This is a genomic window from Methylomonas sp. MgM2, assembly GCF_054172045.1.
Genome location: NZ_JBSYXO010000036.1, coordinates 14,094 through 36,183, shown reverse-complemented (window position 1 = coordinate 36,183; position 22,090 = coordinate 14,094). Strand labels below are relative to the sequence as shown.

General features: G+C 50.1%; 23 protein-coding genes. 8 read left to right on the top strand and 15 right to left on the bottom strand.

Translation table 11 applies throughout. The features are described from left to right. The first annotated feature begins 15 nt into the window (after positions 1-15). The 4 genes from ACW73I_RS19375 to ACW73I_RS19360 all read left to right on the top strand — a co-directional run bounded on the left by ACW73I_RS19375 (position 16) and on the right by ACW73I_RS19360 (position 3,451). Positions 16-912, top strand: a complete 897-nt coding sequence (locus tag ACW73I_RS19375; RefSeq protein ID WP_458031090.1) for a serine/threonine protein kinase — start codon at positions 16-18, stop codon at positions 910-912. A gap of 99 nt (positions 913-1,011) precedes the next feature. Further along, complete coding sequence (gene rph, locus ACW73I_RS19370; RefSeq protein WP_458031088.1) at positions 1,012-1,761, top strand: ribonuclease PH; 750 nt, start codon at positions 1,012-1,014, stop codon at positions 1,759-1,761. Positions 1,762-1,776: 15 nt separating this feature from the next. Next, positions 1,777-2,370, top strand: a complete 594-nt coding sequence (gene rdgB, locus ACW73I_RS19365; RefSeq protein WP_458031087.1) for an RdgB/HAM1 family non-canonical purine NTP pyrophosphatase — start codon at positions 1,777-1,779, stop codon at positions 2,368-2,370. Next, positions 2,360-3,451, top strand: a complete 1,092-nt coding sequence (locus ACW73I_RS19360) for a phosphotransferase enzyme family protein (protein ID WP_458031086.1) — start codon at positions 2,360-2,362, stop codon at positions 3,449-3,451. Before rdgB ends, ACW73I_RS19360 begins: the two co-directional genes overlap by 11 nt. Positions 3,452-3,458: 7 nt before the next feature. Here ACW73I_RS19360 and ACW73I_RS19355 read toward each other — a convergent pair whose 3' ends face one another. The 3 genes from ACW73I_RS19355 to msbA all read right to left on the bottom strand — a co-directional run bounded on the left by ACW73I_RS19355 (position 3,459) and on the right by msbA (position 7,446). After that, positions 3,459-4,388 carry a glycosyltransferase family 9 protein gene (locus tag ACW73I_RS19355; protein ID WP_458031085.1) on the bottom strand — a complete coding sequence of 310 codons (930 nt, stop codon included), beginning with the start codon at positions 4,386-4,388 and terminating at the stop codon, positions 3,459-3,461. 158 nt (positions 4,389-4,546) lie between these two features. Then, positions 4,547-5,713 carry a glycosyltransferase family 9 protein gene (locus tag ACW73I_RS19350; protein WP_458031084.1) on the bottom strand — a complete coding sequence of 389 codons (1,167 nt, stop codon included), beginning with the start codon at positions 5,711-5,713 and terminating at the stop codon, positions 4,547-4,549. After that, positions 5,713-7,446 carry a lipid A export permease/ATP-binding protein MsbA gene (gene msbA / locus ACW73I_RS19345; RefSeq protein WP_458031083.1) on the bottom strand — a complete coding sequence of 578 codons (1,734 nt, stop codon included), beginning with the start codon at positions 7,444-7,446 and terminating at the stop codon, positions 5,713-5,715. The genes ACW73I_RS19350 and msbA overlap by 1 nt, the downstream gene beginning before the upstream one ends. A 237-nt stretch (positions 7,447-7,683) precedes the next feature. Here msbA and ACW73I_RS19340 point away from each other — a divergent pair, with 237 nt between their 5' ends. Genes ACW73I_RS19340 through ACW73I_RS19325 form a run of 4 tightly spaced genes read left to right on the top strand, consistent with a single transcriptional unit; the run spans position 7,684 to position 11,758 of the window. Continuing rightward, positions 7,684-8,439: a glycosyltransferase family 2 protein gene (locus tag ACW73I_RS19340; protein ID WP_458031082.1), complete on the top strand. Its 756-nt coding sequence runs from the start codon at positions 7,684-7,686 to the stop codon at positions 8,437-8,439. Further along, positions 8,439-9,536: a putative lipopolysaccharide heptosyltransferase III gene (gene rfaQ, locus ACW73I_RS19335; RefSeq protein WP_458031080.1), complete on the top strand. Its 1,098-nt coding sequence runs from the start codon at positions 8,439-8,441 to the stop codon at positions 9,534-9,536. The genes ACW73I_RS19340 and rfaQ overlap by 1 nt, the downstream gene beginning before the upstream one ends. After that, positions 9,533-10,651 (top strand): glycosyltransferase family 4 protein, encoded by a 1,119-nt coding sequence (locus ACW73I_RS19330; RefSeq protein WP_458031078.1) that lies wholly within the window; start codon positions 9,533-9,535, stop codon positions 10,649-10,651. The genes rfaQ and ACW73I_RS19330 overlap by 4 nt, the downstream gene beginning before the upstream one ends. A 3-nt stretch (positions 10,652-10,654) precedes the next feature. Further along, positions 10,655-11,758, top strand: a complete 1,104-nt coding sequence (locus tag ACW73I_RS19325; RefSeq protein ID WP_458031076.1) for a glycosyltransferase — start codon at positions 10,655-10,657, stop codon at positions 11,756-11,758. On the opposite strand, the gene ACW73I_RS19320 is transcribed toward ACW73I_RS19325, so the two are convergent. The 12 genes from ACW73I_RS19320 to cheY all read right to left on the bottom strand — a co-directional run bounded on the left by ACW73I_RS19320 (position 11,740) and on the right by cheY (position 22,043). Further along, on the bottom strand, positions 11,740-12,879 hold the full coding sequence (locus ACW73I_RS19320; RefSeq protein ID WP_458031075.1) for an O-antigen ligase family protein: 1,140 nt from the start codon (positions 12,877-12,879) through the stop codon (positions 11,740-11,742). The genes ACW73I_RS19325 and ACW73I_RS19320 overlap by 19 nt on opposite strands. A 204-nt stretch (positions 12,880-13,083) precedes the next feature. Then, positions 13,084-14,313: an O-antigen ligase family protein gene (locus ACW73I_RS19315; protein WP_458031073.1), complete on the bottom strand. Its 1,230-nt coding sequence runs from the start codon at positions 14,311-14,313 to the stop codon at positions 13,084-13,086. 51 nt (positions 14,314-14,364) lie between these two features. After that, positions 14,365-14,775, bottom strand: a complete 411-nt coding sequence (locus tag ACW73I_RS19310; protein ID WP_458031071.1) for a DUF2802 domain-containing protein — start codon at positions 14,773-14,775, stop codon at positions 14,365-14,367. After that, positions 14,775-14,957, bottom strand: a complete 183-nt coding sequence (locus ACW73I_RS19305) for a hypothetical protein (RefSeq protein WP_458031070.1) — start codon at positions 14,955-14,957, stop codon at positions 14,775-14,777. The genes ACW73I_RS19310 and ACW73I_RS19305 overlap by 1 nt, the downstream gene beginning before the upstream one ends. A 23-nt stretch (positions 14,958-14,980) precedes the next feature. Beyond that, on the bottom strand, positions 14,981-15,454 hold the full coding sequence (locus tag ACW73I_RS19300; RefSeq protein ID WP_458031069.1) for a chemotaxis protein CheW: 474 nt from the start codon (positions 15,452-15,454) through the stop codon (positions 14,981-14,983). A gap of 20 nt (positions 15,455-15,474) precedes the next feature. Then, on the bottom strand, positions 15,475-16,191 hold the full coding sequence (locus tag ACW73I_RS19295) for a chemotaxis protein CheW (protein WP_458031067.1): 717 nt from the start codon (positions 16,189-16,191) through the stop codon (positions 15,475-15,477). After that, on the bottom strand, positions 16,188-16,991 hold the full coding sequence (locus ACW73I_RS19290; protein WP_458031066.1) for a ParA family protein: 804 nt from the start codon (positions 16,989-16,991) through the stop codon (positions 16,188-16,190). Before ACW73I_RS19290 ends, ACW73I_RS19295 begins: the two co-directional genes overlap by 4 nt. Positions 16,992-17,032: 41 nt before the next feature. Next, positions 17,033-17,866 carry a flagellar motor protein MotD gene (gene motD / locus ACW73I_RS19285; protein WP_458031064.1) on the bottom strand — a complete coding sequence of 278 codons (834 nt, stop codon included), beginning with the start codon at positions 17,864-17,866 and terminating at the stop codon, positions 17,033-17,035. Positions 17,867-17,878: 12 nt separating this feature from the next. Then, positions 17,879-18,625: a flagellar motor protein gene (locus ACW73I_RS19280; protein ID WP_458031063.1), complete on the bottom strand. Its 747-nt coding sequence runs from the start codon at positions 18,623-18,625 to the stop codon at positions 17,879-17,881. Positions 18,626-18,713: 88 nt separating this feature from the next. Then, entirely contained in the window at positions 18,714-20,921 is a 2,208-nt protein-coding gene (locus ACW73I_RS19275) for a chemotaxis protein CheA (RefSeq protein ID WP_458031062.1), read from the bottom strand. A 9-nt stretch (positions 20,922-20,930) separates the two neighbouring features. After that, a complete protein-coding gene (locus ACW73I_RS19270; protein WP_458031061.1) occupies positions 20,931-21,653 on the bottom strand; it encodes a protein phosphatase CheZ in 723 nt (240 codons plus the stop codon). Between the two features lie 15 nt (positions 21,654-21,668). After that, positions 21,669-22,043 (bottom strand): chemotaxis response regulator CheY, encoded by a 375-nt coding sequence (cheY, locus tag ACW73I_RS19265; RefSeq protein WP_458031060.1) that lies wholly within the window; start codon positions 22,041-22,043, stop codon positions 21,669-21,671. Positions 22,044-22,090 lie beyond the last annotated feature (47 nt).

Below are 22,090 nucleotides of genomic sequence, written 5' to 3'. Positions count from 1 at the left end.
CGTACAACCGACAACATGGCCGAATATTACGACCCGGAAACGTATCCACAACAGTGGAATTATTTACAATCGGGCACCATTATAGATCACTACATGATCGAACGTGAGCTCGCGCATGGCGGCTTCAGTTCCGTGTATCTCGCCAGACAACTGGAAGATCAAGTTCAAGTGGCGATCAAGGAATATCTTCCGCGAAAACTGGCACACAGAACTTGGAATAATGTGGTTGTGCCCAACAGCGAACAAACGCATGCGATGTTTATGCGGGGCCGTGCGCTTTTTTTTGAAGAAGCCAAGGTATTAGCCAGACTCAAACACCATAACATCGTGGACGTGATCAATTTTTTTCAGGCCAACGACACGGTTTATATGGTCATGACCTACGATTACGGCATGACGCTGGATCGAGTGTTACACAAAAATAGCATTTCGATTACCGAAGACTTTTTGCTGACGGTATTCAAATTATTGCTGGAAGGCGTCGAGGTAATCCATAGCCATCAACTGGTTCATCTGGATATCAAACCCGCCAATATCCTGATCCGCGGCGGCCACGACCCGTTATTATTGGATTTTGGTGCCATCCGAAGATTTCCCAGCCATCCTAACAATCATCGCGCCAAGGTCTTGAGCACCGGTTTTTCGCCGATCGAGCAATACGAAAATCGCGGCAACCTGGGCCCGTGGACGGATATTTACGCGATTGGCGCCAGCATGCGTGCTTGCCTGGATTTTAAGGTACCGCCGGCCGCGACCGACCGCGTTATACAAAACAATTTACCGCCCGCAGTAAAAGCTTATAAGCGCAAGTTTCCGGAGTATTTATTAAAAGCAATTGACTGGGCGATGGAAATATATCCCGACAAACGCCCTCAGTCGGTCGTAGAGCTTGAACAAGCCCTATCCGCTTAGTCTAGAAAGAAAAATCTCTCTAAAATATTCGGTCGATAGTTAAAAAACCGCCGGGCAAAAAAAGTATAATGCCGCAGATTTTTATCAGACGAGAGCATTATGAGACCAAGCAGACGCAATCCCGATCAACTGCGCGAAATACGTTTTACCAGCCATTACACCAAACACGCCGAAGGCTCGGTATTGGTCGAATTTGGCGATACCCGCGTGTTGTGCACGGCCAGCGTCGACAATAGCGTGCCTCGTTTTTTAAAAGGCAGTGGTGAAGGCTGGGTCACCGCTGAATACGGAATGCTGCCCCGCTCCACTCATAGCCGCATGGACAGGGAGGCCGGCAGAGGAAAGCAAGGCGGACGAACCCTGGAAATTCAGCGCCTAATCGGCCGCTCCCTCCGCGCCGCGATGGATATGAAAGCCTTGGGAGAAAATACCATCACCATCGACTGCGACGTGCTGCAGGCCGACGGCGGTACGCGCACAGCATCCATTACCGGCGGCTTCGTCGCGCTATCGATTGCGGTAAACCACTTGTTGAAGACTAATCAAATCAAGAAAAATCCGTTGCACGGCCAAGTGGCTTCGGTCTCGGTAGGGATTTTCGGCGGCGTGCCGGTGCTTGATTTGGATTACGCGGAAGACAGCCAAGCGGAAACCGACATGAACGTTGTCATGAACGAGGCGGGTAATTTTATAGAAGTGCAAGGCACCGCCGAAGGCCACGCCTTTAGAAAGGACGAGCTGAACGCCATGCTCCAGCTTGCCGAATCCGGGATCAACCAATTATTGGAAAAACAACGGGAAGCCTTACATATCGCCACAAGCACGGATACCCGCAGCAACGCCTCTTAACACGTCGGATCAGTTATGACTTCAATCGTTTTAGCCAGCGGCAATCCCGGCAAGATCCGCGAAATTCAGGCGATCTTGCGAAATGATAAAATCTTGCCCCAATCTCAATTCAATGTGCCGGAGCCTGAAGAAACCGGCTCTACTTTTGTCGAGAACGCCATCATCAAGGCGCGTAACGCCGCGTTGCATTGCAAACTACCGGCGATTGCCGACGACTCGGGATTGGTTGTCGATGCACTGAATGGCGCGCCGGGAATCCTTTCGGCCCGTTATGCCGGCAATAAAGCCTCCGACAAAGCGAATCTGAATAAAGTGTTACGGCTTATGCAAGATATTCCGCCCGAGCTGCGCACCGCCCGTTTCGTCTGCGTGATGGTCTACTTGCGTCACGCCGAGGACCCGACACCGTTAATCGCTCAGGGCGTCTGGGAGGGCCGCATTCTGTCTCAGGCCATCGGACAAAATGGCTTTGGCTATGACCCTATCTTTTGGGTCGAAGAGTATCAATGCTCATCGGCCGAATTGAGTCCGGATCAAAAGAACAGCATCAGCCACCGTTGGCGCGCCTTGCATTCACTCAGCGAACAACTGGCCGGCATTGACCACTAAACTGCAACAGATAGCGGCGCAATTTACGAATGTTGGCCCCGAGCATCTTGTTATTACTCCGCTCGGCAATGGCCTGATCAACGATACCTATCTGGTCGAAAGCGCATCAAGCAGTTTCGTACTGCAGCGCATTAATTCCAATGTATTTTCGCAGCCGAAGCAGGTCGTAGAAAATCTGGCGAGACTAGGACGGTATCTACGGAAAAACGCTGACTATGCTCAGTGTTTGCGTATTCCGGATATTCTCCCCACCCGGCAAGGCGAGACCTCATACCGAGATCAAGATCGCCAACTCTGGCGCGCGTTGGAGCGCATTCATCCTGCGGAAAGCCGGAACCGTATCACTCACGACGGGGAAGCGGCGCAGATCGGCTTGGCGCTTGCCGGCTTTCACCGGCTCTGCTCCGGTTTATCGACGTCGGATTTGCACGATACTTTGCCGGGCTTTCACGTCACGCCTGCCTATTTGGTTCAATATCAACAGCTGTTAGCACGCCCCGTTAAGGTTGCAGTCGACGACGAATTTCAACGTTGCCGGGCATTTATCGAGTCTCGCCAAAATGATGTCGATATCCTGGAAAGCGCTAAAGCCCGCGGCGAGCTTAAAGAACATTTAATACACGGCGACCCCAAACTCAACAACTTTTTATTTCAACCGGGAACCGATCGGATTGTCAGCCTGATCGATCTGGATACCATTAAACCGGGTTTGTTGCATTACGACATCGCCGATTGTCTGCGTTCTTGTTGCCACGATAGGCAAAGCAATCAATTCGACCTGTATCGCTGCCGCATCATCTTGGAAAACTATTTAGACAAGGCGGACGACTTTTTCCGCGCAAAAGATTACGACTATCTTTATGCGGCGATCTGGTTAATTCCATTTGAACTGGGACTGCGTTTTTTTACCGACTACTTGAACGGCAACCGCTATTTCAAGACCAGCAAACCGCGGCAAAACTTGGAGCGGGCATTAGCCCAATTCGCCTTGTGCGATAGCATCGAGCGGCAAAAAACAGCCTTGGAGCTGTTCATTTTTAATTTAAAAGACGGCACGCGAAATACGGCAGGCCTTACTTAAAGCCCGACTATTCGGAATGTTCCATTTCCGACTTTAAACGCCGAAACTCGGCAATGATTGCACCGGCCTCGATATCGGCAGCAGCACCTTTCTGTTCCATAATCCTTACGAATTTCGCATAAGGACGCCAATAGCTTTGATGCCCCATGCCGGATAGAACGACAACCCCCAAACCCAATGCGCCGGCAATATGTGCGCTGCCGCCTTCCGAACTGATCGTCCATCGGCACTTCGATATTTCCTTTATAAATGTCTCGACATTAGGCGTTGGGCACCAATGCGCTCCGTAATTTTCTAATTCGCGATAAGGGCTGTTTTCGCTTGCGGCAAACAGTATTACCTTATCAATCTCATTCGCCAACAATAACTCCCGGATAAGCCCGACGTAATTTTGAACCGGATAACGGCTTTCTTTACGCTTAACCTCCGGACAAATAGCCAAATGGTTTTGCCGGTTCATATCGCCGTCCATCCGGGTATAAGGCAACGGGTCGGGTAAAACCAATTTGGCGCTTCTGGCAATATGCGCCATATCGTCCACGTGATGTTTATTAGCGGTATTTAATTCGGTAACACGGCAATCGTAAGCAAAGTCATAAAAAGTTCCCTTTTTAGACGGAACACCGACGTTATATTTGCCTTTTATCCATACGACCAGCTGGGCTAATGCCGAAGAATAACCACCGAGCCCTACCACCAAATCAAAGCTCTCTTTTCGCAAACCCAATAGAACCGGATGCATGAACAAAGAAACTTTTCCTAAAAACCATCTTTCATCGATAACATGCACTTGATCAATATCCGGACTATGTTCGAAAACAGCCGCATTATAGTGATTGGCTAAGACATGTATTTCGATATCGGGATTGCAAAGTTTGATCCCACTAACAACCGGCAGCACGTTAACGGCATCGCCCAGCCGGTTGCGTCTTATCAATAATATTTTTTTTATATTCTCTGGATAATTTCGACTTCTAATCTTATTTTCAAAAAGTCTGAATATACAAAGGGATATGTAGCGTTCGAAATCCAGCCATGGTTGTTTGATGATATCTACAGGCTTTTTTATACGCCCCTTGTAATTCATGTTCGTCTCTAAGCATTAATATTTTCTGCGTTAAAAAACTCAAGTACCGGCTGAAAAACCATATCCACCGAAATCGCCTGCATACATAGATTATTTTGACAATCTTTCAAGGTTCTGCCGCATCGCCTAACCCAAGGAATCGGTCTTTTAAATAAGGTATTCTGATTTCGGCAAGGCATGTCATCAATAATGACCGCTCTATAAAAAACATGATTTTCGAAAAATTCGCCTTTACCGAACAATACATTGGAACCTTGGCCGAACAACACGATAACCGGAGTATCAGTTAGCTTTGCCATATGAGAAACACCCGTATCGGGGCATATCGCCAATTTTGCATGCTCAAGCAAGTCCCATAACTGATTCAAGTGCAGGCCGGTGTACGCTTTATATTTCTTATTCGGGTCGATTTGCTCGATTATTCCCCCTTCCTGCGGCCCCGCCGTCCAAACCACTGCATAACCCAGCGCCTCCAACCGATTTGCCAACTCCAGCCATTTTTCCGGCTGCCAATATCTCAATGGGTTGCTCGCTCCAACATGAAGAACGATATAGTTATCCGGCTTTTGGTAGTCGTCAAACGATGCGGCAGGCCAATCGTTTTTGTCGTAATCGATCTTGCCTATGGCATTACCGGCATTAGATCGAACAAGCCGTACGTTCATGTCTTCCCAGCTAAGCGGCTCGGTTGGCATGGCAACGAATTGATCCACGAATAGATTTTTTAAGCGATTCTTAGGCAAATCCCAAAACGCCACGATCCATCTCGCCTTTAGGCTATATGCCAAACTGGAAAACCGGTTGTCGCCGGGAATAAAAGCCACATCGACCGATTGAATGAGCTTTCGCAAGCGAAAATAAGACCTTGCGTTTTTCGGATTATAGCCAATCGCCCTAACCTCGTACGGCGACTTTTCGTATAGGCACAGGTATTGTTCCGATACTAAAAAGTAAATGACGGCATCGGGGAAATCGTTTCTCAAATACGCCAGCATCGGCGTTAGCATTAGAGTGTCGCCTAATAGCAAATGATGGGCAATCAAGAAGCGCTTGGGCCGCTCGGGTCGCTTGCGTTTTTGAAATGAATTTGTAATAAAAAATAGCGCGCAATAAAAAAATACTGCCGCCCTGAAATAAAACCGGCTGGATTTCGGCTTGGTTTTTGCGTCCGCCATTACGATCCAGCCTCATCGTGAAACTGCATTTTATGTAACTTGGCGTAGGCCCCGCCGAGCGCCAATAGCTCGCTATGCGTGCCTCGCTCCACGATCGCTCCGTGATCCATCACTAGGATGACATCGGCATTTTCGATCGTGGATAAACGATGAGCAACGACCAAGGTCGTGCGGCCTTTCATCACGACATTAAGAGCGGCCTGGATGTAGCGCTCCGACTCGGTATCCAAAGCCGAGGTCGCTTCGTCTAGAATAAGGATAGGCGCATCTTTCAGCAGGGCCCGGGCTAATGCCAAGCGCTGTCTCTGCCCGCCGGACAGCTTGACGCCATTTTCACCGATCTCGGTATCCAAACCCTGAGGCATCTTATTGATAAAATCCATCGCGTAAGCATCCTTCGCCGCCTGCCGAATACGGTTATGCTCAACGTTCTGCAAGGTACCGTAGGCAATATTATTTGCGACGGTGGTATTAAACAGAGTCACATTCTGAGTAACCAAGGCAATTTGCCGTCTCAAAAAATCCAGCTTGTAACGCTTTAATTCGACGCCGTCGATCAATATCTCGCCGTCGGTGTAATCGTAAAAACGCGGCAGCAAATTGATCAACGTCGTTTTACCGCCGCCTGAGGTGCCAACCAGGGCGACGGTAGTACCCGGCTCTATGGTTAAATCGATATTTTTTAACGCGAAAACTTCGCTGCCGGGATAGCGAAAGCTAAGATTCTTGAATTCTATTCTTCCCTTGCAACGGCCGGTCTCGAAATCGCCGCTATCGACTTCCACCGGCTCGTCCAACACTTCAAACAACGATTCGGCGGCGGCGATACCGCGAACGATCTCGGCGTTGGCATCGCTCAATTGCCGTATCGGTTTGGGCAACATGAAGGCGGCGGTCAGATAGGCCACGAACTCGCCGGCACCGGCGTCTTTCATCAAAATCAGGGCTAAATACATCATGCCGGCAAGCGCTATCGCGATGATCAATTGCATCAATGGGTTATTAATCGATACGGTCATGATCAATTTGCGATACTGCTTGCGATTCTCCAGACTGCATTCCTTGAAGCGCTGCCGCTCATAGGCTTCGCCGCCGAAGCCTTTAACGATACGGTTCCCCATGACCATTTCCGACGTGACATGGGTAATATCGCCGACCGTATCCTGCATTCTACGGCTCAATCGCTTCATGCGCCCGCCGACATACTTGACCATCAGGGCCACGACCGGCGCGATCCCCAGAAAAACCAGCGATAACTTCCAGTTGGTATAGGTCAAATATCCCAGCAAGCCGACCGCGGTAAAGCCTTCTCGGACGAACGACCGCACCGAATCGGTCGTCGCCCGAGTGACTTCACCGATATTATTGGTGATGCGGGAAATCATGTAGCCGCTGTTGTTGGCATCGAAATATTGCACCGACAGGCGCGTATAGTGATTAAAGATTTCACAGCGCAGTTTATGAATGACGTTACCGGAAATGCGAGCCAGATAATAATTGCCAAAAAATGCGCCGACACCGCGAATCAGAAACAGGCCGATAAAAAGCAAGGGCAAATAACTAATACCTTTTCTATCCTGGCTGTTCAAAGTATCGATGATGTGTTGAATAATCATCGCGAAGACCGGTTGCGTACCGGCATAAATCGCAAAACCGATGGCGCTGATTAAGAACATCCGCCAGTACGGGACGACGTAACGCATCAAGCGCTTGTACACCATCGTATTGGACATTTTTTTATGAGTCGCTTTTTCCAAAATTCCACCTAATCAATTTAAGCGCCGGCGCGTGACTCCGATTGAATTCGTATCGGACAGAGCGTTCCAGCCGGCTTTCAGTAGCAAGATAAGTTTTGATCCGCTAGAATCTCACCAATCGACTCTATACGGCCAGTTGCTGATCGACCCCAGGGAATTCTTCGGGAAGGTTGCCGCTGACTGCCGTCAGAGAGCCTAGCCAATCCAACGCACATGCAAAATCAAAACTCGAAACTTAGCGTCATTATCATAACCTTAAACGAGGCGGAAAATATCCGGGCATGTCTCGAGTCGGTCGCTTGGGCGGATGAAATCATCGTTGTCGATTCCGGCAGCACGGACGATACAATGATTATCTGTGAAGAATTGGGAGCAAAAGTCATAGTCAACCGGGACTGGCAGGGCTTTGGCTTTCAAAAAAACCTAGCCTTGCAACAGGCCGGCGGCGATTGGGTTTTATCGCTGGATGCCGACGAACGTATCAGTCCTGCGTTGCAACGGCTAATCAAAGCAACTGTCGCAAATCCGAACGCTGACGGCTATTTGTTTCCACGCCAGGCTTACTTCTTGGGCAAAGCCATGCGCCACGGCGGTTGGTGGCCGGATTACGTACTGCGCCTATTCAGACGCGAAGCAGGCGAGTTCAGCCAAGTGTTGGTACATGAACATGTCTTACTAAGAGGAAAAGTCGAAAAACTACGCGAACCGATTATTCATTACAGCTACGTCAGCCTCGAACAATTAATCGACAAGATCAATCAATATTCGTCGGCAGGCGCCAGGCAAGCGCAAAGCAGAAACAAGCAAGGCGGTCTGGCCCAAGCCTTGGCCAGAGCCTGTTGGACCTTTTTCCGCGCGTATTGCTTGCGCGCAGGCTTCTTGGATGGTTCCGCCGGCTTGATTGCGGCCATCAGCAAGGGAGAGGAAACTTATTATCGTTATCTTAAATTAAGTTTCCTACCGAAATAATGGAAAGCTACCTAAAGGATAAAGCGGATTTTTCTCGGGTCCAGCGCGTACTGGTCGTCAAATTACAGCATCTGGGCGACGTGCTTTTGACATCGCCGGTGTTTTCGACGCTCAAGCAGCAACATCCTCATCTGGAAATCGATGCTTTAGTCTATGCCGACACCGCAACCATGCTCGAAGGCAATCCCAACCTTGATACCGTTTTCACGATAGACCGAGCTTGGAAAAAAAGCGCTTTGCTAAAACTAAGCCGGGAATGGCAATTATTTCGCAAATTAAAGCGCCGCAACTATCAGTTGATCATCGGCCTGACCGAGCGCATGCGCGCCGCATGGCTGGCGCGCCTACTGCGCCCGCTCTATAGCGTGGCGCCTAAATATCCACAGAAACGCGGAAAATTCTGGCGCGACAGTTTTTCTCACGTATACGGCCAACCGCAATTACCGCGCCACACCGTCGAGCTTCATCTCGATGCCTTACGGCGTTTGGGGCTTTATCCGAAACCGGAACACACGCCGCTGTTTATGCCTGTTTCGCCCGAAGCCGAACAAAGAATCGCAAACTTGCTGGCAACCGAAAAATTGACACCCAAATCGTATGTCGTGATCCATCCAACTTCGCGCTGGATGTTCAAAAGCTGGAATGTCGCAGGCTTTGCCTCGGTATTGAAAGCATTGGCTGAACGAAATATCCCGGTAGTGCTGGTTTCCGGTCCCGACGCGGCCGAACGCGCTTATGTGCAAAAGATCTTGCAAATTCAAGCGCCGCACTCGGCGGTCGACCTCTCCGGCCGACTAAGCTTGCCGGAGCTGGCCGCATTGATTGCCAAGTCCCGCTGTTTTATCGGGCTCGATTCCGTCGCCATGCACATCGCCGCCGCCGTGCAAACCCCTTGCGTCGCTTTATTCGGCCCTAGCGGCGAGCTTTCCTGGCATCCATGGCAAGTGCCGCATCGTTTATTAACCGCCCCGTTCTCTTGCCGCCCCTGCGGAATGGATGGCTGCGGCAACGGCAAAATCAGCGATTGTTTGCAAGCGATAACACCCGAACAGGTCGTACTAGCCGCTTTATCGCTGATGGAGGCAGCCGAGGCTTGAAAATCGCGATTATCAGACAGCGTTACAACCCTTACGGCGGCGCCGAACGCTTCGTTAGCCGCGCGCTATCGGCCTTGAGCCGGCAGAGTGAGACGACCTTGCATCTCATCGCCCGTAGCTGGGAGCCGATAGAAGGCATCACATTTCATCCCTGCAACCCGATTTATTTGGGCCGGCTAAGCCGGGATATGGGCTTTGCGTTTTCCGCCTGCAAAATAGCGCGGAAATTGGACGTCGACCTGGTACAAAGCCATGAACGTTTATGCTGCTGCGATATTTACCGGGCGGGCGATGGCGTCCATCGCGAGTGGTTGAAACAAAGGTCGCGCCGACTGAATGGATTGGGCCGCATACTGTTACAGGCCAATCCCTATCATTTGTATATTAAATTCGCGGAACGCAAGATGTTTGAAAGCCGGCGTTTGCGCGCGGTCATCTGCAATTCGCAAATGGTCAAGGACGAAATACTCGAACATTTCCGGATCGATGCGCAAAAAATTCGCGTTATCCCGAACGGAATCGATACGCAAGCCTTTCATCCCGAATTGAAACAGCAACGCGCGGCGCATCGGAGGCAACGCCATATCCCGGATGACGCAACCGTCTATTTATTCGTCGGCTCCGGCTATCTTCGTAAAGGCCTGCAACAAACCATGGAAGCGTTTGCCAAATTATCCAAGGGCTATCTAGCCGTGGTCGGCTACGACAAACAGGAACGGCATTACCGTAAGTTGTCGAAAAAATTGAATGTTGAAGGACGCGTTTTGTTCTTCGGCTCGCAGACAGACGTCAAACCCTTTTACGCGCTAGCGGATGCTTTTGTATTGCCGACGCTGTACGATCCTTTTCCCAACGCGGTGCTGGAGGCGATGGCTTGCGGCTTACCCGTCATTACCAGTACCAAGTCGGGCGCCGCGGACATTTTGACTCAGGACCGCGGCGGTTTCGTATGCGATAGCTGGGACATCGAACGAATCGCCGATTACATGCAACAGCTTGGTGCGCCTCATCTGGCGAATGCCATGGGGCTGGCGGCCCGAACCTCGGCGGAGCGCCACGACTGGCGCATTATCGGCGACTCATTAACTCACTTATATCAATCGTTAGGCGACTAAATAATGAAAATAGTGCATACCGAAGCCTCCATGGGTTTCGGCGGTCAGGAAATGCGGATCTTAACTGAAGCTTTGGGCCTAAAAGAACGCGGCCATCAACTGACGTTGCTATGCCCCGGCGATGCGGAAATATACGCTATCGCAAAAGCGCGCGGCTTGGATGCGGTAGCCCTGCCTATCGGCAAACGCCGGCTGCCGGGTTTGCTGGCTTTATACCGTTGGTTAAGCGACTATCGCCCCGATGTGGTCAACACGCATAGTTCCACCGACAGCTGGCTGACAGCCGTCGCCGCAAGATTGATGAACAATCCGCCGGCCGTCGTCCGCACCCGGCATATTTCCGCGCCTATCGGTAACACGATATTCGCTCGCTGGCTTTATACCAAAGCCAGTTGCCACGTCGTCACCACCGGCGAAAAATTGCGCCGAACCTTGATCAACGCAAACGGTTACCCGCCCGACCATGTCACCTCGATCAGGACCGGCATAGACTTGCAGCGTTTCAAACCCGGCGACAAACAAGCTGCCCGCCTTGAATTAGGGCTGCCGACCGACAAAGTCATTATCGGCATCATCGCCACCTTGCGCAGCTGGAAGGGACACCGTTATTTATTGGAAGCCTTTGCCAATCTGCCGGATAAGGAAAATTTGCAGTTACTGATCGTCGGCGACGGCCCGCAATGGGACGCCTTGCAGGAACAAGTCAAAGGCCTGAATCTGGAAAGCCGGGTGATTTTCGCCGGCCGGCAAAGCAATGTGCAAACCTGGTTACAAGCATTGGACATTTTTTGCTTGCCTTCCTATGCCAACGAAGGCGTTCCGCAGGCGCTGATGCAGGCTCAAGCCTGCGGGATACCCGCGGTCACCACTTTGGTCGGAAGCATCGACGAAGCGGTGCTGCCGGAGCAAAGCGCACTGATCGTCAGTCCGGAAAACACGACCGAATTACGGCAAGCCCTATCCGAATTATTGCAAAATCCGGAAAAGCGCCGGCAAATGGGACAAAAAGCCGCCGAATTCGCGTCCGGAAACTTCTCGGAAAGCGCCATGCTGGATGCGATGGAACATATATTTAAAAACGCTTGCGCTCAGACCCGACGCCTTTGATCCAAGCCGGACCACCATATACCGATCAACAACAGGGTCAAAAGTCCATGTTCATGGTGTAGAGTCGTGTTGAATAGGCCGTTGACCAACACGACTTCAACCGCCCCCAAAGCCGCCATCCAACAACACCAATAGCTGTCGGCGTCAACCGGCCCAGGCCGATGTTTATATAACAAGAAGCCTATGCGCCCGATGATCAGCATAATGACGGAGAACCCGAACAAGCCCTGCTCCGCTAGTGCCGACAAATAAAAGTTATGGGCATGGGCGTACGGTCGATACCGGCCTTCCAGATAAGTTTTTCCTTCTTCAGCCAGCCATTGTCTTTGCAATTCTTCGGTCGCCTGATCGAAGTTTTTAATGCCCACTCCAAACCAGGGGAAACGGCGCCAGGCCAGCAGGCTACTGTTCCAGATTGCCTGGCGTTCGCCTATCATGTCGCCGTGCGATGTTTTTCTTAGATGTTTTTCTACGACTCTGGCATTTTCAAAATACAAGCCTGAAAAAACCGCCACTATGCTTAAAGCGATTACAAGTAGCGGCCGCTTACTCTTTCCGAGCCATACCAGCCCGAATGACATTGCAATAACCACCATGGTTAAAGCCGAAGCCCGGCTATTGGACAGGACAATACACGCGGCTGTCGTCAATAAACAAAACCACACGAAGATTTTTGCGGCTAAGGCATCGGATTTCCTTAGCGTCAGTGTCATGGCCAACGCCAATGCAAAATTTAACACCAAATAGATCGCCGAGTGATTGACATGTCCGACGGAATGTAACTCCAACGCTTTATGTTGTTTAATCACAAGCAGTTGCCAAAGTCCCTCCACCGTCGCCAGAAGCGTCGAAACCAGTACGATTAGCGTAATAATCCGCTTAAGCTTATCGGAGAGTGATATGTTTTTTATCACCAGGAAAAACAATGCCAGCGTCAAAATGCCGGTAGCGCCACCCCATTCTTTGTGATGGATGCCCGCGAACAAGGCCACGACAAAACCGCTGACCATCCAGATAAGCAATAAGCCGTCATCCAATTGCCAACGAAAGTTCGCTTTATGCGCCCATATCGAAACAGCGCTAAATACAATAAAAAGCCACAAAAAAACGGTCTTCGGCATCTCAAAGATGGGCAAGACCAAAACGAAGGCCAAAAGGCTCAACATAGTGGGGGCTTGCCACTTATTGAAAAACGGTCTGGATAACTGCATGATTTAAAATAAGATTAATTGAATGAGCAAGTCAAACCGGGATGGTGGCATTCATTGGTTGAACCTGAAGAACGGAGCTCGCATCCTATCGGCACGTTTTGAATTAGTATAGGCTTATCCCCGCGCGCGCTGACCTAAATTCGCCCACCACATTCCAATCAACAGCAATGTCAATAAGCCATGCTCGTGATGCAAAGTGGTATTCAGCAGGCCATTTACCAAAACCACTTGAACCGCTCCGAACGCAGCAAGCCAGCCGCACCAATAACTATTTGAATCGCTGGCTTCCGGACGACTCTTAAACAGTAAATAGCCGACTCTGCCCATGACCGACAACGTGATCGTCAAGCCGAATATGCCTTGCTCGACTAGCAATGACAAATAAAAATTATGCGGATGAGAAGCGGTCATATATTGGCCTTCGGCGTAGTTTTTTCCTTCTTTTACCAGCCAGTCCGATTGCAACTCTTTACTTAGCCGGCCAAAATTTCTAGTTCCGATACCAAACACTGGAAATTGACGCCAAGCCAACAAACCACTGTTCCAAATGGCCTGGCGCTCGCCAAGGAATGGCCCTTGAGAGGTCTGTTGGACGTGCTTTTGCACCACTTGGGCATTTTCGAAATACAAAGCCGCGGACGCCGCAAGTATGCTTGAGACTAAGACAAGAAGCGGCCATTTGCTACGCTTCAGCCAGATCAACCCATATGACACTGCAATGACTGCCATAGTCATAATGGTAGCGCGGCTGTTGGACAGGATGATACAAGCAACCGTAAATAAAAGGGAAAAGACTACGAAAAATCTTAGTTTGAAGGACTCCGATTTGCTCAGTACCAAAACCATGGCCAATACCAATGCGAAATTTACCCCCAAGTAAATCGCTGAATGATTGACATGACCGACCGAATTCAACTCCAACAACTCTCGCTGTTTGGACCCAAAAAGCTGCCATAGCCCCTCACAGGCCGCGAACAAAGTCGACCATAAAATGGTTAACCTAACAATCTTTGCGAGATTTTCGCTTAGCGTAACGTGCTTCAGAACTAAAAAAAACAAGATCAGTATTGCGTTTCCTTTGGCCCCGACCCATTCATTACCATGAATGCCGGAAAATAATGCGACCACCACCCCGCTCAGCATCCAAATAACTAATAGGGAGTCGTCCGCCCGCCAGCAAACCTGGCTTCTATTATTCCAAAAAGTCGCGCCGGCCAGCACGATAAACAGCCATAAAAATACCATCTTCGGCATTTCAAACGAGGGTAAGACCAGAATAAAGGCCAGAAGGCTAGCGATAGGGGCTGATTGCCATTTATCAAACATTGCCGTTGACAACTGCATCGTATCCTTAGAATCGGTATTAATTTGACTGGCTGCGAGCGGAAAAATGGATTATCGTCCGTGTAGTCGAATTAGCAATACGGCTTCATCATGCGTTAGTCCGCAACTCTTTACCAAGTCGTCGACATCGGCGCCGCGGCGGATTTTTTCTATCGCCAATTCATAGCCCCGAGGCTGCGGCTGTTCCGGAACCTCTTCATATTCGGCCGGTGTTGGCGGCATGTTGATGTTTTCAAGCATCCCCTCCAGGCGCGATTCATTAATCGCCAAGCGCTGGTCGACCGAAACGGCTGCCGAGCAAAGTCCTGCGACATCGTCGATACTGCCCTGCAATTTCTTCGTCAACGCCTGAACGTCTTGTTTCAGCTTTTGCTGCGCGCGCCATAAGTAAATCAGTGCCGAGGCGGTCATCACAAACAGCAAGGCCGCCGCGGCAATAGCGATCAACGCAACATCATTCATTAGACAATTTCATCGATGTGCCGAACAGTGTGCGGGGTATCGGCCCGCTCATCGGCATCAGACGCGTCGTCTTTCGCCTGCCGCCTATCTTTATCCGGACGAGTCTTTCGTTGTTCGTCGCGTTCAATCTTTTTGACGTTGGGTATATAAGGAGTAGGACCAATGGGTTTGAGCTCTTCCATCTTAAAAGTCTTATCGCAACGATTTAAAACATATCCAGCTCAGCTTTTTCGTCTTCACTGAGAAACTTGTTTAAATCCACCAAAATCAATAACTGGTTATCCCGGCTGGTTACCCCCTGGATGTATTTCGCGCTTTCTTCATTGCCGACATTGGGAGCGGTTTCAATCTCCGAAGCCCGCATTTCCACAACTTCGGCAACGCTATCGACCAATATGCCGATGATATGCCGGTCGGTCTCTATGATGACGATGCGGGAAGCATCCTCCGGTTCCTTTGACGCCAAGCCGAAGCGATTGCGCGTGTCGATCACAGTGACAACGTTACCGCGCAAATTGATGATACCTAATACGTACGGCGGCGCTCCGGGTACGGGCGCAATTTCACTGACCCGCAGTACCTCCTGTACTTGCATGACGTTGATACCGTACTTTTCTTCACCCAAGCAAAAAGTGACCCATTGCATAATGGGATCGCTTGGCTTTTTATCTTCGCTCATGTTATTCGTTCCAATAAACTTTAAGTTCGTATTCTTCGGTGTGGCACTAGTTCTTGTAAGTCGACAATTGCAGTCAATTCTTCTATGACCGTACCAATCAGCCAGGGTCTTTTTTGTCGATTGGTACGCCATCTCACTTTTTCCGGACTTAACTTACCGACGGAAAGCACCTCGTCGCAGGCCAAGCCCCAACGCTTGTCCTGCGTAATCAGAATACTTTTAAACGGCTGCTTATCCAAATCCCGTTGGCTGCCGCGATGCTTGCCAAAAAGGAGTTGTCCGGTATCCAACACGCCGATCCGACTATCATGCTCATTTAATAATCCCATAAACCAAGAAGGTTGGCCGGGCATCTTGCCCGGTTTGCGGTCGTTCTTTATCGTCCGTGATAATTCGACCAGCGGGGTCGCCAAAATCAAATGCCCAACTTTAAAAAACAACGCGTGGAACTCTGTCAGAGCCCAATCGGGCATGACAGAGGGAACGTGTAGTTTAGACGGATTTTCGGCTGGAGCAAGCGCAGTTTGCGGAAGTTCCAATATCGATAGGTCTTCCTGCACCGGTTTGGGTGCCGAGAGCAAAAAATCATTATCCAAGGCTGGCCCGGCAACCGGCTGGCCATGACCATTCGGCTCATCAGCGTCGGCCTCCGGGACTTCATCTAATAAAGTTCTCAAATAGACGTCGAGCGCCAATCGTTGATGAACAATTTGCTTAATTGATTTTTCCTGATTCATGCCGGGTTTGCCAATTGCTTGTCACCGGTTTTTTCAAGCAACAATAGTTCCAATAATTCCGAATACGCTTCAACGGCTTTGGCATTTTTATCGAACAACGGTAGCGGTACGCCTTCCTGGCTAGCGTCGCGTACTTTGGTATCCACCGGAATGACGGATCTCCAAGTATTTCCGGGATATTTCTGATGTAACGCCAACAGGCTTTCCCGAGCGGCCCGAGTACGCTTATCGTACATGGTAGGCACTATCGTGTAGCGGGGAGCCGTTTTGCGGGAATGAAACACCATATTGATGGTATGTACCATCCTTTCCAAGCCTTTTAAGGCTAAAAACTCCGCTAAAACCGGAACGACTAATTGGTCGCAGGCGGCCAACGCATTGATCATCAGCACGCCCAGCATCGGAGGGCTGTCGATAATCACATAATCATACCGGTCATTTAACTTAGCCAATGCGGCAGCCACTACCAACCCCATACCGCCCATCTGGGCGACTTGCCTGTCCAGCGTGGCTATCGCTGTGGACGCCGGCAAAACCGCCAATCCATCGAACTGAGTTTGAGTAATGTAAATCTCCGGATCGACATTCTTCTTTTTCTCGCTGGTATCGCGGAACAGGTTGTATACGCCGAATTCGATTTCGTCCGGATTCATTTTGAAATAGCTGGTCAATGAGCCATGCGGATCCAGATCCACCAACAAGGTGTTAAAGCCCCAAGACGACAAAAGACCGCCCAAGGTCACCACCGATGTGGTTTTACCCACGCCACCTTTCTGATTGGACACTGACCATATTTTCATATTCGTGCGGATAGTTAAGGCACTCGTTTATTTAGGGCTAGTTATTGTTCGGTCGGCGCCAACTTCAGTACCCTAGCCCGCTCTACATCGGTCATGCCGTAACGCGCGAACGCTTGCGACATCAACACCAAAACCACTCGCCGATTCTTAAATCGGCCCTCTTCAGTCGAGTTATCGGCAGCCGGATGAAATTCGCCGTAGCCGACGGCGGATAGCCGTGTCGGCGGAATATTATTTCTCACCAGTTCCTTGACCACATTGGTTGCCCGGGCTGAAGACAAGTCCCAATTCGACGGATAGATGCCGGTCGAAATCGGCACATCGTCGGTATAACCTTCGACGTTAATGACATTGGGCACATCCCGCACCACCTCGGCCACCTTCTCCAACACCGGAATGGCTTTGGGAGAAATCTCCGCGCTGCCGCTGGCGAAAAGCAGTTCGCTGTTCATTTCCAGTTCCACCCAAAAATCGTGTTTGTTAATGCCAACCAGTTGGCTCTCGACAAAAGGCTTTAGCGCCCGCTGAAACTCATCCGACACCTCATCCAAGCGGCGTTTCTCTTCCTTGATTTCCTCGCTTAATTGATGCTCTTCTTCCGAAACCGTCATCAGATTGGGCAACTCTATGGGTTGAACTCTGGTTGGAATGCTGCCGACTTGAATCGGTTCGGCCTCTTTTACGACTTTTTGTTCGTGAAACAAAGCCTTATCTAACGATTCGGAAAAGGTTTCGTATTTACCTTTATTAACCGAAGAAATCGAGTACATCACGACGAAGAAGGCAAACAACAAGGTAATGAAATCGGCAAAGGACACCATCCAGCGGTCTTGATGTTCTGCTTCCTGCATATCTCGTCTTTTGCGTCTGGCCATAACGGATAGGGTTTATTTATCCAACAAAAACCCGGAAAGCTTCAACTCGATATTGCGCGGGTTTTCGCCTTCGGCAATTGAGGATATCCCTTCAATCACCATCTCCCTGGCATGAGATATGCGGAAAATATGTCCTTTTAATTTATTGGCAACCGGAATGAACAACAAGTTGGCAAGACCGACGCCGTAGATGGTTGCCACAAACGCCGTGGCGATTCCGGCGCCCAAAAGTTCCGGCTTAGCCAAGTTCTGCATCACGTGAATCAATCCGATGACGGCACCGATAATGCCTATCGTCGGCGAAAATCCGCCCATCGCATCGAAAACTCGAGCGGCTTGCATATCCAGATGTTCTTTAGTGGATAATTCGACCTCCAAGCAATCGCGGATCACTTCCGGCTCGTTGCCGTCAACTAATAATTGCAAACCCTTTTTGGCAAAACCGTCGATTTCCCGGTCGATCACGCTTTCCAAACCCAATAAACCTTCCTTTCTTGCTATCGTGCTCCAACGCACTATTTTTTCGATTTGCTTAGTCATTTGGAGATTTTCCGGCTTCAAAATCCAGACCGCAATCCGTAAACTTCGGAAAAAGATCTTCGGTGGAAATTGCAATAAGGTCGCGCCCAAGGTACCGCCAACCACAATTACGGCCGCGTGAAAATTAACTAGCGAACCGAGTTCGCCCCCCGCCATTAAGTTTCCGCCGATTACGGCGGAAAAACCGACTAGAACTCCGATGATGCTTAAAATATCCATCAACTCTAAACTTTAAATACGGAAGCGCTTCAAATCGCTACGACAGTAGCTTGCCCATGGTTTATCAAGCGGCATCCGCGAGACTATATTAATTGGCATATTTTTTCATTAAACCCGGCACATCCAGGATCAGCGCAATTCTGCCGTCGCCGGTGATGGTCGCACCGGCCAATCCTTCTAATCCGTGTAGTTGAGCCCCTAAAGCCTTAATCACGACTTCTTCCTGTCCGATCAGTTGATCCACTACGAAACCGACCTGACGACCGCCGGCGTTTACCACCACCACATGACTGTGCGTCGTTTGTTTATTCAGCGTGTAATTAGGGTCATTAATCAACCATTCGCTCAAGTAAAACAATGGCAACGCCCGATTCCTAACCATCACCACTAGCTGATTATCAACCTTATTGGATTTGCTTAAGTCCAGATCCAAGATCTCGAGCACACTGGCCAGCGGCAATGCGAAAGCTTGCCGGCCCAATTTCACCATCAAAGTCGGCATGATCGCTAAAGTCAACGGCACTTTAATGATGATATTGCTGCCCTTGCCTTCCACCGAGTCGATTTCGACCACGCCATTCATTTGCGTAATACGGGTTTTTACAACGTCCATGCCGACACCTCGGCCTGAAACATCGGAAATTTCGACTTTGGTGGAAAAACCCGGTAAGAAAATCAGGTTGTAGCATTCCTTGTCATCCAGTCTTGCGGCGGTCTCCTCATCCATCAGACCTTTTTCGACGACTTTGCGGCGCAAGACTTCCGGGTTCATGCCCTTGCCGTCGTCTTGAATAGAAAGCTGAATATGATCTCCCTCTTGAGAAGCTTTGAGCACCACTACCCCTTCACGCGGCTTACCCTTTGCCGCACGCTCCTCCGGCATCTCAATACCATGATCGACCGCATTTCTGACCAAGTGCACCAGAGGATCGGCCAAGGCTTCAACTAAGTTTTTATCCAGATCGGTTTCTTCTCCTATTAATTCCAGCCGAATTTCTTTCTTAAGGTTTCTGGCCAAGTCCCGCACTACTCTCGGGAAACGCCCAAAGACTTTTTTGATCGGCTGCATGCGCGTTTTCATGACCGCCAACTGCAAATCCGCAGTGACGACATCCAAATTGGAAATGGCTTTGGATATCTGTTCGTCGCCCTCCAAATTGGCCTTTAAAGTCTGAAATCGGTTGCGGACCAAAACCAACTCGCCGACCATATTCATAATATCGTCAAGAATATGCGTATCCACACGGACCGTTGTGTCCGCCTGCGGCACGGCGGGTTTGTTTTTTTCCGCCACGGTATCATGGAGGCCGGCTTGGGTTCCGCTTCTCCGTTTGCCTTCGTCCGGGCTAGTCTTTAACTCCGGCTCTACCGCCCGGCTAATGGTCGGCCTCACCGGTTCGACCGGCTCCGGCTCCGGATGCGAGTTGCCGGCAGCCGCGGGGCCTAAAGAAAGATCAGCCGATTTCCGGGCAACGCTGCCGTCAAATTTGCCCTTTCCGTGCAATTCGTCAAGCAGCTGCTCGAATTCTTCTTCGGTAATATCTCCGGAACCGGCCGGCTGCTTGCCTGAATCAACCGGGGCTTTGAACTTACCCTTACCGTGGAGTTCATCAAGCAGGTTTTCAAACTCTTCTTCGGTGATCAAATCGTCACCGGCTGCGGGCGAATGTTTAGGCGTGGGCGATCCGCCCTTACCATGCAAAGCATCCAGCAGATCTTCAAATTCCTGTTCGCTGATGTCATCAGAATCGGCACCTGCTTCCGTCGAAGCATGCAGTTCGTTTGCATCCAGCATGGCGTCAAATTCTTGCGCCACTAAATCTTGGGCCGACTCTGTTTCCGGAACGGGCGCATTTTCCTCCGGCGCAACCGAGGGGGGCTGATCCATGTGCTCCGCCTCACCGGCATCGCTAATCGCGTAAGATTTTACCCTAGCCAATAAATCGGCCGGCGCAGCGGCCGGCATCCGGCCGGCGCGGACATCGATAAACATGTCGTTGACGATATCGAGCACCTGCAAGATGACATCCATTAAGTCCGCCGTAACTTTCCGGTCGCCTTGACGCAGCGTATTAAACACGTCTTCGGCACTATGACAGATTTCGACTAAAGCATTAATGCTCAAAAAACCTGCGCCGCCTTTTACGGTGTGAAAGCCCCGAAAGATCGCGTTGAGTAAATCAAAATCCTGTGGCGATTGTTCCAGCTGAACTAATTGTTCATTTAATTGCTCCAGAATCTCCCCCGCTTCGACCAGGAAATCCTGCAATATTTCGTCGTCTAGATCAATTGCCATGCTATATCCCTAAAACCCTAGGCTGGATAATAGATCGTCAACATCCACTTGACTGGTGGCCACGTCGCCTTCCCTATCGTCGACCCCCGGAACCACGGGGCCGGGTAATTCGCCGGGCTTTTCGCCGGCTTCGCTTGCCGCAGCTTTGCGTCCTGAAACACTAATCAGTTTGACCATGCTGACTTCCAGCTCTTGCACCAGCTCGATCACGCGGCGGATGATCTGTCCGGTAATATCTTGAAAACCTTGTGCCATCAAAATATCGTTCAAACCGGATTGAACATGAACCAAATCCCGCCTTGACTGCTTGAAATATTCAGTCATTTCCGCACTCATTGCTTTAAACTCGGCAAGCGGCATCTCACGATCCAAAAAACGCCCCCACTTGCTCGATAGTCTTTCCACTTGTTCGTTCAGGGTTTGCGAAATCGGTAATAAGTTTTCCACTACCGTCAACGTTTGATCGGCCGCCTGTTCGGTCATCGTAATGACGTAATGCAGGCGCTCTTTCGCATCCGGGATATCATGTTCTGTCATGGCGGCGATTCTGGCATCCACGCTAAAACTCACCATGGTGTCATGTAGCTGACGAGTCAGCCGCCCGATTTCCTTGAACAACTGCGTTTCCCGAAAACCCGCTAATTCATCCAGTATTCCGTCGGCAGCCGCTTGGTCGCCGTTTTCCAGCGCTACGACCAGATCTTTCGCCAATCTCAGAAGATCGTCGCTCATCGTTCAATCTCCTGCTCAGCCCGCGATACGTTCAAATATCTTTTCGATTTTTTCTTTCAGAGTTGCGGCGGTAAAAGGTTTAATCACATAACCGTTCACACCGGCTTGTGCCGCCAATATGATCTGCTCACGCTTCGCTTCCGCGGTAACCATCAACACCGGAATGTCGGCCAAATCCGGATTGGCTCTGACCGCTTTCAGCAAGTCGATTCCGGTCATGCCGGGCATGTTCCAGTCCGTAATCAAAAAATCGATGCCGCCTTTTTGCAATATAGGCAATGCCGTCTTACCGTCATCCGCTTCGACGGTATTGGTAAATCCCAAATCTTTCAGTAGATTTCTTATTATTCTCCGCATTGTCGAAAAATCGTCGACAATCAGAATTTTCATGTTTGTATCCAAGGATAATCTCCAGCCAGATTATTTAATGTTGCTTG